The 14,012-nt window shown below is 64.1% G+C and carries 14 protein-coding genes; 9 read left to right on the forward strand and 5 right to left on the reverse strand.

The features are described 5' to 3' along the window. The first annotated feature begins 154 nt into the window (after positions 1–154). From IPP90_03140 to IPP90_03155, 4 genes are all read left to right on the forward strand, one after another. Entirely contained in the window at positions 155–1,762 is a 1,608-nt protein-coding gene (locus tag IPP90_03140) for a M20/M25/M40 family metallo-hydrolase (protein MBL0169714.1), read from the forward strand. A gap of 8 nt (positions 1,763–1,770) precedes the next feature. Continuing rightward, on the forward strand, positions 1,771–2,787 hold the full coding sequence (locus tag IPP90_03145) for a hypothetical protein (protein MBL0169715.1): 1,017 nt from the start codon (positions 1,771–1,773) through the stop codon (positions 2,785–2,787). A gap of 158 nt (positions 2,788–2,945) precedes the next feature. After that, positions 2,946–4,478, forward strand: a complete 1,533-nt coding sequence (locus IPP90_03150; GenBank protein ID MBL0169716.1) for a sodium-dependent transporter — start codon at positions 2,946–2,948, stop codon at positions 4,476–4,478. After that, the gene (locus tag IPP90_03155) at positions 4,475–5,326 is read left to right on the forward strand and encodes an N-acyl homoserine lactonase family protein (protein MBL0169717.1); all 852 of its coding nucleotides are present in this window, start codon (positions 4,475–4,477) and stop codon (positions 5,324–5,326) included. Before IPP90_03150 ends, IPP90_03155 begins: the two co-directional genes overlap by 4 nt. A gap of 11 nt (positions 5,327–5,337) precedes the next feature. Here the strand turns inward: IPP90_03155 and IPP90_03160 are convergent, their stop codons facing one another. Continuing rightward, positions 5,338–6,165, reverse strand: a complete 828-nt coding sequence (locus IPP90_03160; GenBank protein ID MBL0169718.1) for a phosphatase PAP2 family protein — start codon at positions 6,163–6,165, stop codon at positions 5,338–5,340. 124 nt (positions 6,166–6,289) lie between these two features. Here IPP90_03160 and IPP90_03165 point away from each other — a divergent pair, with 124 nt between their 5' ends. Then, positions 6,290–6,502 carry an alkylphosphonate utilization protein gene (locus IPP90_03165; protein MBL0169719.1) on the forward strand — a complete coding sequence of 71 codons (213 nt, stop codon included), beginning with the start codon at positions 6,290–6,292 and terminating at the stop codon, positions 6,500–6,502. Beyond that, the gene (locus tag IPP90_03170) at positions 6,499–7,107 is read left to right on the forward strand and encodes an AAA family ATPase (GenBank protein ID MBL0169720.1); all 609 of its coding nucleotides are present in this window, start codon (positions 6,499–6,501) and stop codon (positions 7,105–7,107) included. The genes IPP90_03165 and IPP90_03170 overlap by 4 nt, the downstream gene beginning before the upstream one ends. A gap of 12 nt (positions 7,108–7,119) precedes the next feature. On the opposite strand, the gene IPP90_03175 is transcribed toward IPP90_03170, so the two are convergent. Beyond that, complete coding sequence (locus IPP90_03175; protein ID MBL0169721.1) at positions 7,120–9,114, reverse strand: pyrroloquinoline quinone-dependent dehydrogenase; 1,995 nt, start codon at positions 9,112–9,114, stop codon at positions 7,120–7,122. Between the two features lie 102 nt (positions 9,115–9,216). On the opposite strand from IPP90_03175, the gene IPP90_03180 reads away from it, so the two are divergent. Next, positions 9,217–10,152 carry a pyridoxamine 5'-phosphate oxidase family protein gene (locus IPP90_03180; GenBank protein ID MBL0169722.1) on the forward strand — a complete coding sequence of 312 codons (936 nt, stop codon included), beginning with the start codon at positions 9,217–9,219 and terminating at the stop codon, positions 10,150–10,152. Positions 10,153–10,164: 12 nt separating this feature from the next. On the opposite strand, the gene infA is transcribed toward IPP90_03180, so the two are convergent. The 3 genes from infA to IPP90_03195 are packed head-to-tail and all read right to left on the reverse strand — an operon-like array spanning position 10,165 to position 11,160. Further along, positions 10,165–10,380 (reverse strand): translation initiation factor IF-1, encoded by a 216-nt coding sequence (gene infA / locus IPP90_03185; GenBank protein MBL0169723.1) that lies wholly within the window; start codon positions 10,378–10,380, stop codon positions 10,165–10,167. 8 nt (positions 10,381–10,388) lie between these two features. Continuing rightward, positions 10,389–10,943 carry a hypothetical protein gene (locus tag IPP90_03190; protein MBL0169724.1) on the reverse strand — a complete coding sequence of 185 codons (555 nt, stop codon included), beginning with the start codon at positions 10,941–10,943 and terminating at the stop codon, positions 10,389–10,391. 10 nt (positions 10,944–10,953) lie between these two features. Further along, the gene (locus IPP90_03195) at positions 10,954–11,160 is read right to left on the reverse strand and encodes a cold-shock protein (protein ID MBL0169725.1); all 207 of its coding nucleotides are present in this window, start codon (positions 11,158–11,160) and stop codon (positions 10,954–10,956) included. Positions 11,161–11,496: 336 nt separating this feature from the next. Here IPP90_03195 and IPP90_03200 point away from each other — a divergent pair, with 336 nt between their 5' ends. Together IPP90_03200 and IPP90_03205 are read left to right on the forward strand one after the other, a co-directional pair. Continuing rightward, on the forward strand, positions 11,497–12,192 hold the full coding sequence (locus IPP90_03200) for a DUF305 domain-containing protein (GenBank protein ID MBL0169726.1): 696 nt from the start codon (positions 11,497–11,499) through the stop codon (positions 12,190–12,192). A gap of 62 nt (positions 12,193–12,254) precedes the next feature. Next, on the forward strand, positions 12,255–14,012 hold the full coding sequence (locus IPP90_03205) for a hypothetical protein (GenBank protein MBL0169727.1): 1,758 nt from the start codon (positions 12,255–12,257) through the stop codon (positions 14,010–14,012).

Below are 14,012 nucleotides of genomic sequence, written 5' to 3' on the forward strand. Positions count from 1 at the left end.
CCCGTTTCAGTATGGCATACTCGGCGGCAACACGAAGCGCCGACGCAAACTCCGGTGGAGCCCCATGACCCTGTTGACCGTAGTCCGCATCGCAACTCTCGCGGCAATCACGCCGGTCATGCTCTCAGCGCAACCCGATCGCGGCGCGACTGGCATGCGCGCCGATGTTGCGCGCGCGGCGTCGACGATCATGGCGCCGCCAATGCTGGCAGACATCGCCATGCTCGCGTCCGATGCCTTCGAGGGGCGCTCACCGGGTACCCGCGGCGAGGACTCCAGTGTGGCATTTCTGCAGCGTGCGTTCCGAGGTATCGGACTCAAGCCCGGCAATCCGGATGGCACCTACATCCAGCGGGTGCCGCTCGTCGGGACGACGTCGATGATCGACGCGCGTGTCACAACGCAGGGCACCACGAAGACGCTCAAGCCGCTGGACGAGATTGTCGCCTGGTCCTTGCACCCTGAATCGCTGGTGTCGGTGAAGTCCACCGGCATCGTCTTTGTTGGCTATGGAGTGGTGGCGCCGGAATACCAGTGGGATGACTTCAAGGGCGTTGATGTGCGCGGCAAGGTGGTGATCATGCTGGTGGGTGATCCGCCCATCCCCGATGTCCGCGATACCACGCAGTTGGACAGCACGATGTTTCGCGGCAAGGCCATGACGTACTACGGTCGATGGACCTACAAGTACGAAATGGCGGCCGAACGCGGCGCGGCCGCGGTCCTCCTCGTACATCAGACAGGTCCGGCGGGGTATCCCTGGACCACCGTGCAGAGCAATGCGCGCGAAAAACTGGAGATTGCCAACGGTCCGGCGCATGCCAAGGTGGAAGGATGGATCCACCTCGATGCGGCGAAGCGCCTCTTTGCCGAGAACGGCAAGGACTTTGTGGCGCTGGAGCGGACGGCACGGACGCGTGCGTTTCGTCCCGTCACGCTTGGCAGCACCGCGGCCATCACGGTGCACAACACCGTTCGACGCATGGCATCGCGCAATGTGGTGGCGCGCCTGGATGGCGCGGACGCGACGGTCAGGAACGAGTACGTGGTCATGTCGGCGCACTGGGATGGATACGGTATCGGCCGTGCCATCAACGGCGATTCCATTTACAACGGCGCCCTCGACGATGCCACCGGCGTGGCGTGGCTGCTGGCGCAAGCGCGCGCGTTCAAGGCGCGAACGATGCCACCCAGGCGCACGATCATCTTTCTCGCGGTGACCGCCGAAGAGTCGGGATTGCTGGGGTCCCGCTGGTACGGCGCCCATCCACTGTACCCGCTCGCGAAGACACTCGCCAATATCAACATGGATGCGATGAACGCGTATGGCCGCACCAAGGCGATTGTCAGTCTGGGTGTCGGCCAATCATCGCTGGAAGACATCCTGGCGCAGGAAGCGGCCAACGACACGCGGGTGGTGAAGCCCGATCCGGAATCCGAGAAGGGCTACTTCTATCGGGCCGATCATTTCGAATTCGCGCGCCAGGGCGTGCCCGCGCTGTCGTTCCTGTTCCCCGGTACCGATTATCTCGACAAGCCTGCGGGCTACGAGCAGAAGGTGCGCGGCGACTACATCGCACGCGACTACCACAAGCCAAGCGACGACGTGAAAGCCGACTGGGATCTGGCCGGTATCGTGGAGGACACGCGCCTCACGTTTCGCGTGGCCAGTACAGTGGCGGACGGCAGCGTATGGCCCACATGGAAGGCGGGCTCGGAGTTCCGGGCCCGGCGTGAACGGGCCTTGGGGACTCGGCGGTAGCCACCGTGATGCGACGCCTGTTGCGCCTCATCGCGCTCGTTCCGCTGCTGGTGTCGGCACCGGCTCACGCGCAATCGACTGCGGCGCTGCCGGTCGACCGCGTCCTGGCGCTGGTTCGTGAACGACACGTGCTGCGCGACAGCACTGACTGGACCGCCGTCGAACGCGGCGTCCGTGCGGCGGTCGGACGGGCGCGATCCCGCGCCGATTCCATCGATGCGTTGCTGCAGTTGTTCGTGTCGCTGGACGACGTGCATAGCGCGCTGATCGTGAGCGGCCGGTCCTACAGCCATTATCACGCCATGGATGGTGCGCGCGGCGACAGCCTGCGACAGCTCATGGGACGCGCGCAATCTGTCGCCTCGCCGCAGTACACGCAAATGCTGTCCAACGTGGCGTACGTGCGACTGCATCATGTGGCACCAACGGGCGCTGACGCCGCGCCCGTCGCCGCAGCCATTCGGAGCGCGTTGTGCACGCTCGTCGCACAACGTCCACGTGGTGTCATCCTGGACCTTCGGCTGAACACCGGCGGCAACATGTATCCGATGCTGGGTGGATTGGGTCCGCTCCTCGGTGATGGGCCTATCGGCGGCGAGGTCGATGCCACGGGGCGCATGGTGCGGTCCTGGACTATCGTCGGAGGGAACTTCGAACAGGCCGGTGCCGCGCGCACAGGGTTGCGGCAAGACTGCCCGGCAGCGGCAACGTTGCCTGTCGTGGTATTGATTGGCCCGCTGACCATCAGTTCGGGCGAGGCGGTTGCGGCGGCCTTTCGGGGAAGACCGCGAACAGCGCTTCTTGGCGAGTCACCCGAGCCAGGGTACAGCACGGCGAATGGGTGGTTTCCGATAGACGCCGATGTCACGCTCAATCTGTCCACCGAATTCCTCGTTGATCGGCGCGGGGTGGTCGTGCGACGCACGGTGGCGCCGGACCAGGTGGTACGCGGGTGGGACTTCGACCAACTGGACCGCGATCCGGTCGTTCTCGCCGCGATCGCATGGCTGGGTAGAAATCGCTGACCCGCGAGTCGGTCGGCTTGTGCCCCTAGGGCGCTGGCGGTCCGGCGAGTAGTTTCGGCCCGATCCGCAGGCGCGCACGCCTTCCCGCCGCCTGCTCTCCCTATTCGCCGTTCGGAGCATTCGTGAGCCAGTCCCCAGGCTTTTCCTCTCGTTGGGCGATGATGCTCGCCATGCTCAGTATGGCGGTCGGCACCGGCAACATCTGGCGCTTCCCCCGCATCGTTGCCAACAACGGCGGTGGTGAATTCCTGGTGGCGTGGGTCATCTGTCTTTTCACGTGGTCCATTCCGCTCATCCTCATTGAGTTCGGAATGGGACGCATGACACGACTCGGCCCGGTTGGCGCCTTCGTGCGCACACTCGGCCGGAAATCGGCGTGGATGGGCGGCTTCATTGCGTTTGTCGCCATCGCCATCATGGCCTACTACTCGGTCGTCACCGGATGGACGTTGCGCTATGCACTGGCCGCGGGGCTGGGCCAACTCACTGGCGAGAACTCGGTGAGCTTCTGGCGGACATTCTCCACCACCACGGCGCCGGTGCTGCCGCACATCCTGTCCATTCTTGGCGCCACGTTCATTGTGGCCAAAGGCGTCAAAGGCATCGAGCGCACCACGACGATCCTCATGCCAATTCTGATTGGCTTGATCCTGATCCTGACCGTTCGCGCGCTCATGTTGCCAGGCGCCGGCGCGGGCCTCGACTATTTCTACGGCGTCGATTGGCATCGCCTGAGCGATGCGAACATCTGGCTGCAAGCACTCACCCAGAATGCCTGGGACACCGGCGCCGGCTGGGGACTCGTCCTGACGTACGCGGCATACATGCGCCACAATGAGGATACGGCACTCAACGCCTTCATTCTCCCGGCCGCCAACAATCTGGTGTCGTTGTGCGCGGGCATGATGGTGTTCTGCACCGTGTTCACCGTCATCCCGCAATTGGTCTCGTCCATCGCCAGCAACCCGCAGGCACTGGCCGATTTCCCCGACCTGCAGAAAGCGGTGGCCGAAGGCGCCGCCCTTAATGCCGATCTGGTGCAGCGCACGATTTTCGGTGCGGGCAACGAAGGGGTCACGTTCATCTGGATTCCGAAACTGTTCTCCACCCTGCCGGCGGGTGGCCTGTTCATGACCTTCTTCTTCCTCGCGCTCTTCTTTGCGGCGTTCACCTCGTTGATCTCCATGGTGGAGTTGGGCACGCGCGTGTTGCTCGACATGGGATGGACCCGCGCACGTGCCGTGTGGGTGGTTGGCGCATTCGGACTCATCATCGGCTTGCCGTCCGCATTCTCACTGAACTTCCTGCACAACCAGGACTGGGTGTGGGGCGTCGGTCTCATGCTCTCCGGACTGTTCTTTGCCATCGCCGTCATTCGCATGGGGCCGGCAAAGTTCCGCGCCGAGCAGATCAATCACCAGTACTCCAATATCCGTGTGGGCGCGTGGTGGGATCTGTGTATCCGCTATCTGGTGCCGTTCGAAGCCATTGCGCTGATGGCCTGGTGGATGTGGCAGGTGCGTGGACCCGGCGCGCTGGATCCGTTCGGGATCGAGAACATCGGCACGATCATTCTGCAGTGGTCCATCGCCATCGCCTTGCTGCTGCTGTTCAACAAGACGCTCGCCAAGGTGAATCCGGTGGAAACGGCCGAGATGGACGCTGGCCGCATGCCGCCGAGCATCCCGTGACGCGTCGGGGCGTCTTCGCGGCCGTCGCCTTGGCGCTCGCGCCAGTGGCGTTTGCACCGATGACAGCGAGCGCGCAATCGGCTCCGCGCTGGGAGGCGTACGCCATTCGCTACGCCACATTGCCGGCGTTCCGGGTGTCGGGACTTGTCGCCGGCGCCGACACCGCCCGGCGCATCGACGCTGACTGCATGATCTGGCTGTTGAAAGGCCCAAGTGGCCGCACGGTACTGGTTGATGCCGGCTTCAAGCGCGCCGATCTCATCGCGCGTTGGAAACCCACCAACTACGTTCGACCCGACTCGGCGGTGATGCGCGCCGGCGTCAACGCCGGCGACATCACTGACGTCATCGTCTCGCACATTCACTGGGATCACTTCGACGGCGCCGACCTGTTCCCCAACGCGAAGATCTGGATCCAGCGTGACGAAGTGGAGCATCACATAGACTCGACCGGCAAGGTGCTCGATCGCGCCATTGACGGGCCCGATGCGGCCATGCTGCACATGCTGCGAACGGCCGGGCGCGTGGCGTATGTCGATGGCGACGCCCGGGAGATCCTGCCCGGTATCATCGTGTATACGGGTGGCAAGCACACGTTCCAGTCGCAGTACGTTGGGGTGCACACGGCACAGGGCACGGTGATCCTCGCGTCGGACAACATGTACCTGTACGAGAACCTCGATCGACAGGTCCCGATTGCGCAGACGCTGGACGCCGCGTCAAACCTCGCCGCGCAACGTCGAATGGTGACACTGGCCTCGTCGCCGCGACTCATTGTGCCGGGGCACGACCCGGCCGTGCTCGCGCGGTTTGGGACCGTCGCACCCGACGTCGTGCGAATCAAATAACCGAACGGTCGTCAGCGAAAGGCAATGTTCCACACGGCGGCACCACCGCCCGCCGTCGGCACCACCTGCGCCGGCAACAGCCACCGTTCCACGCGCCCGCGCGGTCCGTCATGGTGCCGTCGCACGACCATGCGCCCCGCAACGGTCCCGATGCCCGCCGCCGCCACCACGTCGCTGGCCCAATGCGCATCGTGATACATGCGCGAGATTCCCACCAGGGAGGCGCTACCGAACAGTATTGGGGCAACGACATATGCTACGCGCGGATGACGTGTCGCCAATACCGAGCGCGCCAGTTCCGCGCTGACCGCCGAGGCGGCCGCAAAGGCGACGGTGGTGTGACCCGACGGGAATGAGGTGTAGCCCGAGGCACCACTGGCCGGACGAAACACATCGGCATCGTCGTTGCGCACCAGATTGGGACGCGCGCGCCCGACCAGCTGCTTGAGTACTGCCGACGTGGCACCGCTGAACAGCGCGGCCTCCGAGGCATGCAAGCCCACGTCGGCCAATGTCGGTCGGTGCGCCAGTCGGCCCACGGCAAACGATCCCACGGACAGCAGCAGGGTTCCGGGATCACCAAGCGCGCGAATCGCCCCTGCCGTCCTGTCGACCGTACGGCTCTCATGCAACGATGTGCGTTCGAACTGTCGGGCCAAGCGCGAGTCGAACGGTGCCGCAGCCACCACGCCCAGCGCGAAGGCGCCGAACGTCCACCATTCGCGGGTGATGACCACGCCGCGGTTTGACGTCTGCGGCACGTCTTGCGCCCATGCGGCCGCCGCCGTCGACAGCAGGCATCCGACCAGCGCGACGGCGCACCATGCCGCAGAAAACACCGCGAATCGCAGACGCTGGTGGGTCCGGCGGCTTGGACCGCAAGGGCGTGGCGCAATCAGGGAGCAAGGCATGGGCGGGGGAAAATTACTAGATTCCCGTGTTCACCCCAACGGAGTACGCGTCATGGATGTGCGTGACAGCAATGGCAACCTGCTCGGCGACGGGGATTCCGTCACGGTCATCAAGGATCTCAAGGTCAAGGGCACCTCGGTCACGCTCAAGCGGGGTACGCTCATCAAGAACATCCGCCTCACCGGCAGCACAGGTGAAATCGAGTGCAACGCCGACAAGGTGAAGGGGCTGGTGCTCAAGACGGAGTTCCTCAAGAAGGCCTGACGTCAGTGACCAATTCACCGAATCTGCTTGAAGGTCGGCGCGTGAAAGTGGCGTTTGTCGGCACCCATGGTGTCGGCAAGACGACGCTCTGCTTCGACCTCGCCGCGCAACTCAAGCGACTCGACCTGGGGGTGGATATCGTCAAGGAAGTGGCGCGCCGTTGTCCGCTGCCAATCAACGAAGGCACCACCTACGACGCGCAGGCGTGGATTCTGCACACCCAGATTGCCGAGGAAATCGAGGCGGCGGCGGCGTACGAAGTGGTGGTCTGCGACCGTTCGGTACTCGACAACTACGCGTATCTGGTGGCCCGCGTGGGGCGCCGTTCCGAGCTCGACGCGCTGGTGGCCGACTGGGTGCGCGGCTACGACGTGCTGTTCAAGGTGCCGATACTCGGCGCACCGTCGTTTGACGGTAAGCGCGCGGTGAGTCCAAGCTTTCAGCTGGAGATCGATGTGATCATCGATCAGTTGATCACGGCGTTCGATGTGCCCGTGCAATTTCTTGATCCGGCCGATCGCGATGGCTGGACGTTGCGCGTGCTGGAGTGCCTCGGACTCCCTACTCAGCCACCGCAAATCGACCTGTTCTCGCGCGCGACCTGACGGGTGGCCGGGCTACTGCGGTAACGCGAACGCCACCAGCGTCGCCTGCGCACCAGCACCCGTTGCGATGACCACGTATTGACGGCCGGCGCGACTGCGGTAGGTCATGGGATTGGCATAGGCAATCTGGCCCAAATCATGCTCCCATACCGTGGCACCGGTTTTCGCATCAATCGCGTACAGCACGCGACCACCGCCGCTGATGAACAGCAAGCCGCCCTTGGTGACCAGCGCGCCCGGCGAACCCGCCACACCCAGTTTATCCGGAAGCGCCACGCCCGCCAGCGCCGGGTGCTGCCGATAGGCCGGTGTATCGCCCAACGTGACTTGCCATCGGTGTTCACCGGTGTTCAGGTCGATGGCGGTGAGATTGCCATACGGTGGCTTGTTGATCGGTAAGGTGCGACCACGACCAGCCGTGCCTTCCGGACCATCGCGCAACGTCACGCCCAGCGTGGAGTTGGCGAGATCGACCATGTATGGTGCATCTACGGTGTCGCTGCCAGTGGTGCGCGCGCGCAGCGCGAAGAGCGCAGGGGAGTTGGTACCCTTCACGTACAACCAACCCGTTTCCGGATCGACGGCGGCGCCGCCCCATCCTGATCCGCCAATGGCGCCGGGGTTCACCGCCGTGCCCTTCACCGACGGTGGGGTGTACAAGGGCCCAATCACATACTTCGACAGTTCCTCCAACGCAGCCGCCCTCAACGCCGGCGTGAAGTCGATGACGTCGTTGGCGGTGAATCCCTGTCTCGTGAACGGGGCGGGCTTCGTGGGAAATGGCTGCGTCGGCCACACCACTTCACCGGGCACGTCGCTGGGTGGCACGGCGCGCTCCTCGATGGGCCACACCGGTTCGCCGGTGACGCGGTCGAACACGAACACGAATCCCTGTTTCGTTGGCACCGTCACTACATCCACACGCTTCCCGTTGTGCGTAATCGTCACAAGATTGGGAGGCGCTGGCAAATCATAGTCCCACAGCCCGTGATGCGTGAGTTGATAGTGCCACACGCGCTTGCCGGTACGCGCGTCGAGACACACAATGGATTCGGCGAAGAGATTCGCCCCCTGGCGTTCACCGCCGTACCAGTCGTTGCTGGGCGTCCCCACCGGCAGATACACCAGTCCGCGGGCACTGTCCACGGTGAACGGCGCCCACACGTTCGTGTGTCCTTCGTACACCCAGGCGCTGTCGCGCCATGTGTCATTGCCCAGTTGGCCGGGCCGCGGCACGGTCTGGAAGCGCCACACGCGTCTCCCCGTGCGCACATCGTACGCTTGCACGTCGCCCGGCGGATCGCCGCGATACACCAGCCGATCACCGACGCCATTGCCGACGATCACCAGATTGCCCCACACCACGGGAGGTGACGTGTTGGTGTAGTGTTCCGGGCGCACCGGACGTGATAGTTGCGCCGTGAGATCCACCATGCCGTGGTCGCCGAACCCGGGAATCTCACGACCCGTGGCCGCGTCCAAGGCAAACAGTCTCCAGCGCGAGTTGATGAACACGCGCCGCTCGCGGCCATTGGTCCAGGTGGCCACTCCACGATGCACAAAGCCCGTGCCATTGCTGGGTTGACCGTACGTCTTCCATGCTTGCGGATCAAACGCCCACAGTTCGCGCCCCGTCGTCGCGTCAAGCGCGATAACGCGATTGAACGGCGTGGAGAAGAACAGCGTGTCATGAATGGCCAGCGGCGTCGCCTGAAATTGCCCCGCGCGCGCCGCCTTTTGCCCTTCGCGCGCCGCGATCGGCTCCTCATTGTTTCGCCACGTAAAGGCCACGGCGAGCGACGCAACGTTGCCGCGGTTGATGTCGGTGAGTGGCGAATACTTGAGGCCGCCCGCATCGTTGCCGTACGCGGGCCAGTCCACGGTAGCCCGCGGAAGCGTGGCCGCCTGCGCCCGAACGCGCGACGCGTCCGCGCCAAGGAGGACGGCCATGCTCGTCAGCAGCCACGCGGTCGCGGCGCGAGAAACGAATCGGCGGGAATGGGTCATGGGCGGAATCTGGGTCCGGATTGCGCTTTGTGCATCTGGCCCACATCGTCTTGAGATTGATCGCAGGCGCGCGAACCGCAGACGCCCGACCAGGAGTGAGCCATGCACCCGTTCCTCTACCATGAAGGGCAGCGTGATGTGCAGCGCGAAGCGAACTCCGTTCAATGCGCTGACAATCTCTCGACGTGGGTTGGACCGGTAGTCGACTACGCCAACGAGGCCGATTTGGTGGTGCTGGCGAGCGCCACGCCGGACACACTGCACGTCGCCGCGCTTTCCGGGCCCGCCCCGCTCGTGTCCGCGGCCGGGCATGCGGGCGCGATCGCGGTATCCATGACCAGTGCGCTGGTCGACTTGCTGCCGATCGAACGCCCGTGGGGGGGCATCGTGATCAATCCCGCAACCGCGCGCCGCTCACGGGTTGCCGGTCATCCGCAGCTGCATGGCTCGCTCGTGGAAGTCCCGTGTGGCGTCGCGTTTACGAATTGTCGCAAGTACATGACGCCTACCAGCAGCACCGGCGCGTCCCGACATCTTGGTCCGACGGCTCAGGAACGTCGCGCGCCGGATGATCAATGGGTCGTCGACACCATTGCTCGCGGCGAAACGGCCTTTCTGGTGACCGTGACGCCCGAGGGCGTCGCCGATGTATCCCATCGCGGTGGACAGCCGGGATTTCTCCGCTATGACGCGGTCAACAGCGCCATCAACTGGACCGAGTATCTGGGCGACGGGATGTTCGTGAGCACCGGGAACCTTCGCCGATCCAGGAGATTTGCGCTCCTCGTTCTCGACTACGAGTCGGGCGACGCCGTTCGCCTTGATGGCGAGGCGAACTACACCAACCTGCGGCGCGATCGGCACGAACGCGTGGACGCGTTGCTACAGGCCTCGGAGCCTTTTCCCGTACAAGGGACCATGGAGGCGACGGTTCACTATGCGTCGCGCCTGGTGCAGTTCTGCCAGCCTCGCGTTCGCGTCGAACGACGGACGCGAATCACCTCAGCCGACACGACCGCGGTGCAACATCCGCAGTAGCCGGCCGGCGCCCTACTTGTGCCGGAAGATGATGCGGCCGCGGGCCAGATCGTACGGCGAAACCTCAACCGTAACCTTGTCACCGGCGAGAATGCGGATGCGATACTTGCGCATCTTGCCGGCCACCGTGGCCAGCAGTTCGTGGCCGTTGTCGAGTCCGACGCGAAACATCGCGCTGGGCAGCACGTCGTTCACGACCCCTTCGAATTCGAGCGTTTCCTGTTTCATGCGTGGCCTCAGTCGAGAGAGATCGACGCAACGGGCAAATCCGTTTCGTCGTCGTGCAGAGCGGCCAGTCTACGGACGGATCGTTCGGCCAACGTAACCGAACTGACGCCGTCGACATCCGCGATACCCGATCGCCACGACCATGTGGCTTCACTCGCAGCCGCTGCCACCAGTGTTTCCTCCCACAAGATTGTCGGCGGGATGACCACTCGACGTCGGGCGGAATATTCGGTAGGCTCGCCGCCGCTTTTCGCGATGGTGCCGCGCCAGAGAATGAGCAACAGTTCGCCGTTGGCGGTATTCTCGGCGCCCTTTCGCAACCAGACCATGGTCAACGCGACCGGGCCCAATTGCACGATACAACGTTCCGGTGACTGGCGAATAATGGGTGCCAGCTCCGGCTTCAATTTTGCCTTCGTCCCCACGTCCGCCACAATGGCGGCAATGAGACGGGCATACTCACGCGCAAAGGCGGCCTGACCACGATGCGTGGCCAGGAACGCCTGAGACGGCGCGAAGTCACCGCGATCGGCGATCGCGTCCTGCGGTGACTCGAGCGTCATTACAGCTGCCTCAGCGGCTCATGCGCGAGACGTTCTCGGCGGCCGGACCCTTCTGGCCAGCGACCATGTCGAACTCAACCGTCTCGCCGTCGACCAGCGTCTTGAAGCCGCTGCCCTGGATGGCCGAGTGATGGACGAAGCAGTCCTTCTGGCCGTCGGACGGCGTGATGAAGCCGAAGCCCTTGGCGTCGTTGAACCACTTAACTGTGCCGGTCATGCGCATCGTAATGCTCCTGAAAAAAAATGGTGTACTGAAGTCGGAGCACGGCCCTGGGACCTGATGCAAAACGAAACCGACCCATCGTACTCGTGATCACCCTCACGACGGTCGCCACCACATGGTGACTGCGACACCAACGAAAAAGAGCCCGCTCGCTTTGGCAGGCCCGTTTCGGTCGGAACATGTCCACGCGGTCTTTTGCGTGTATCGCTGATTGGAAGGATACACCCGGCACCGCGCGGGGACAAGCGCCCCGGGGGCCCAGCTTCTCAAAGCCTCCTGAACGGCTAGCTTCCCTTCCAGTGGTTTTCAGGCTTCCCAGGAGATCCGCCCGTGTCGCGCTTCGTGCCATCGCTGGAGGGCCGCCGGTCCCGAGCACTGGTCGCCCTCTTCATGCTGGGTGTCGGCTCGGTGGGGACGCTCGGGTACCCGGCCCACTCGTTCGCCCAAAACCCGCCCTCCTCGGCGTCACACCCCGGGCACCAGGCTCAGGGCCAAGGCGCCCGAGTCAAGGTGACTGACGCTGACATCGCGTTCGTGCAGGGCATGATCGGCCATCACGGGCAAGCGTTGGAAATGACCGCCCTGATCGCCGATCAGAGCCGCGACCAGACGATCGCGATGCTCGGAGAACGGATCACGGTCTCTCAGCGGGACGAGATCGCCATGATGTCGGAGTGGCTCCGCGTGCGCGGTCTTCCCGTGCCGGAGGTGGCCAGCATGCCGTCGATGGCCGGCATGTCCCCAGACCATCGCCTCATGCCGGGTATGCTGTCGGCGGGACAAATGGACACCCTGCGCGCGGCCAAGGGCGCCGAATTCGACCGCCGGTTTCTGATCTACATGATTCAACACCATGAAGGCGCGCTGATCATGGTCAAGCAACTCATGTCCGCGCCGGGCGCGGCACAAGAGCCGCAACTGTTTGGCTTTGCCTCCGACGTCGACACCGATCAACGCGCCGAGATCCGGCGGATGCAGGCCCTGCTGGCAAAGTATCCAAGCCGTCCGGCGGCCCGACGCCGATAGCACCGCGCCACCTCGTGGTATTCACCAGCCGATCACCCTCATCACTTCACAGGCCAACCACTATGACGCTGTCCTCGCCCCTGGTGTCGCGATTCGCTGTGCCACTGCTGCTTTCGCTCGCCTCCGTCTCCGTCGGCGCACAGCAGGATACGACCGGCCGCTCCACGGATCCTCGCGTCGGGCTGGCCGGGGGCTATCAGGACGCGAAGGAGGCCAGCAAAAACCTGCGGCTGGTCGGTCATGGCCCCAAAGCCGAAGGCTGGTACAACCCGCAGAATCTTGGCGACTTCGGGTTCGCGAATTCCGATCTCGCCTTCAGCAAGAACCTGGTCTTTCAGGGCGGTTGGCACGGCTGGAACGCCTGGGACGTGTCAAACCCGAGCGCGCCGAAGATTCGCGCATCGATGGTGTGTCAGGGCGGCCAGGGTGACCCGTCGGTGCTGGGTACCCTGCTGTTCATTTCAGTTGAAGACAATGCAGGCCGCGTCGATTGCGGCACGCAAGGCGTCGCCGACACGGTCAGCGCGGAACGGTTCCGCGGTGTGCGCATCTTCGACATCAGCGACATCGATCATCCTCGACAGGTGGCCGCCGTGCAGACGTGTCGCGGGTCGCATACGCACACGCTGGTAACCGATCCCAAGGACAAGTCCACCGTGTACGTGTACGTGCAGGGGACGGGCCCCGTGCGTTCTCCCAACGAGTTGGCCGGCTGCGTCGGCGCACCGGAAGACCAGAACTCGTCGCTGTTCCGCATCGAAGTGATCAAGGTGCCGCTCGCCGCCCCGCAGGAGGCGAAGGTCATTAACGCCCCGAGAATTTTTGCCGATGCATCGGGCAACATCGCGGGGCTCTGGAAGGGCGGCACGCACGGCGACGGCACGCAGAACACCGGTCGCACCGATCAGTGCCATGATATCACCGCCTATCCGGCCATCGGTCTCGCCGCCGGCGCCTGTTCCGGCAATGGCATCCTGCTGGACATCTCCAACCCGGCCAACCCGAAACGCATCGACGAAGTCATCGATCCCAACTTCGCGTACTGGCACTCGGCCACGTTTAGCAATAGCGGCAAAACGGTCATCTTCACCGACGAATGGGGCGGTGGGACATCACCGCGGTGTCGCTCGACCGACAAGATGGAATGGGGAGCCGACGCGATCTTCACGCTGGGCACCAATCGCAAGATGAAGATGGCGGGCTATTACAAGATGCCGGCTCCGCAGACCGCGGCCGAGAATTGCGTGGCGCACAACGGCGGACTCATTCCCGTGCCCGGCCGCGACATCATGGTGCAGGCCTGGTATCAGGGCGGCATCTCCATCGTGGACTTCACCAATCCGTCCAAGCCCGTTGAACTGGCGTATTTCGACCGCGGCCCCATCGATCCCAAGCTCACGTTGGCCGGTTTCTGGTCAGTGTATTGGTACAACGGCTACTTGTATGGATCGGAAATCGGCCGGGGACTCGACATCTTCGAGCTGACGCCAAACGCGCTGTTGTCGCAGAACGAGATTGACGCGGCAAAGTCGGTGCGGACCGACGAGTTGAACGCACAGTTGCAGCAGCGCATCGTGTGGCCGGCCAGCTTTCCCGTGGTCCGTTCCTTTGTCGACCAGTTGGCACGTGGCAAGGGTCTGTCCGACGCCCGCCTCACGGCGATCTCGCGTGATCTTGCCGCCGCCGAACAGCTGTCCGGTGCGGCGCGACGGTCGGCGCTGACGGCACTCGCGACGCAGCTTGAGGCGGATGCAGGACGTGCCACCGACGCCGCGCGGGTGAAGTCGCTCGCGGGCGCCGTAAGGGAACTGGCGAAGTGA

Source organism: Gemmatimonadaceae bacterium (assembly GCA_016720905.1).
In the GTDB taxonomy this organism is placed as follows: domain Bacteria; phylum Gemmatimonadota; class Gemmatimonadetes; order Gemmatimonadales; family Gemmatimonadaceae; genus Gemmatimonas.

What these genes read in the sequence shown, in the direction of transcription:
- IPP90_03205 (MBL0169727.1), top strand. Translation starts at nt 12,255, where the DNA reads ATGACGCTGTCCTCGCCCCTGGTGTCGCGATTCGCTGTGCCACTGCTG.
- IPP90_03165 (MBL0169719.1), top strand. Translation starts at nt 6,290, where the DNA reads ATGGATGTGCGTGACAGCAATGGCAACCTGCTCGGCGACGGGGATTCC.
- infA (MBL0169723.1), bottom strand. Translation starts at nt 10,380, where the DNA reads ATGAAACAGGAAACGCTCGAATTCGAAGGGGTCGTGAACGACGTGCTG.
- IPP90_03190 (MBL0169724.1), bottom strand. Translation starts at nt 10,943, where the DNA reads ATGACGCTCGAGTCACCGCAGGACGCGATCGCCGATCGCGGTGACTTC.
- IPP90_03150 (MBL0169716.1), top strand. Translation starts at nt 2,946, where the DNA reads ATGATGCTCGCCATGCTCAGTATGGCGGTCGGCACCGGCAACATCTGG.
- IPP90_03140 (MBL0169714.1), top strand. Translation starts at nt 155, where the DNA reads ATGCGCGCCGATGTTGCGCGCGCGGCGTCGACGATCATGGCGCCGCCA.
- IPP90_03145 (MBL0169715.1), top strand. Translation starts at nt 1,771, where the DNA reads ATGCGACGCCTGTTGCGCCTCATCGCGCTCGTTCCGCTGCTGGTGTCG.
- IPP90_03175 (MBL0169721.1), bottom strand. Translation starts at nt 9,114, where the DNA reads ATGACCCATTCCCGCCGATTCGTTTCTCGCGCCGCGACCGCGTGGCTG.
- IPP90_03195 (MBL0169725.1), bottom strand. Translation starts at nt 11,160, where the DNA reads ATGACCGGCACAGTTAAGTGGTTCAACGACGCCAAGGGCTTCGGCTTC.
- IPP90_03180 (MBL0169722.1), top strand. Translation starts at nt 9,217, where the DNA reads ATGCACCCGTTCCTCTACCATGAAGGGCAGCGTGATGTGCAGCGCGAA.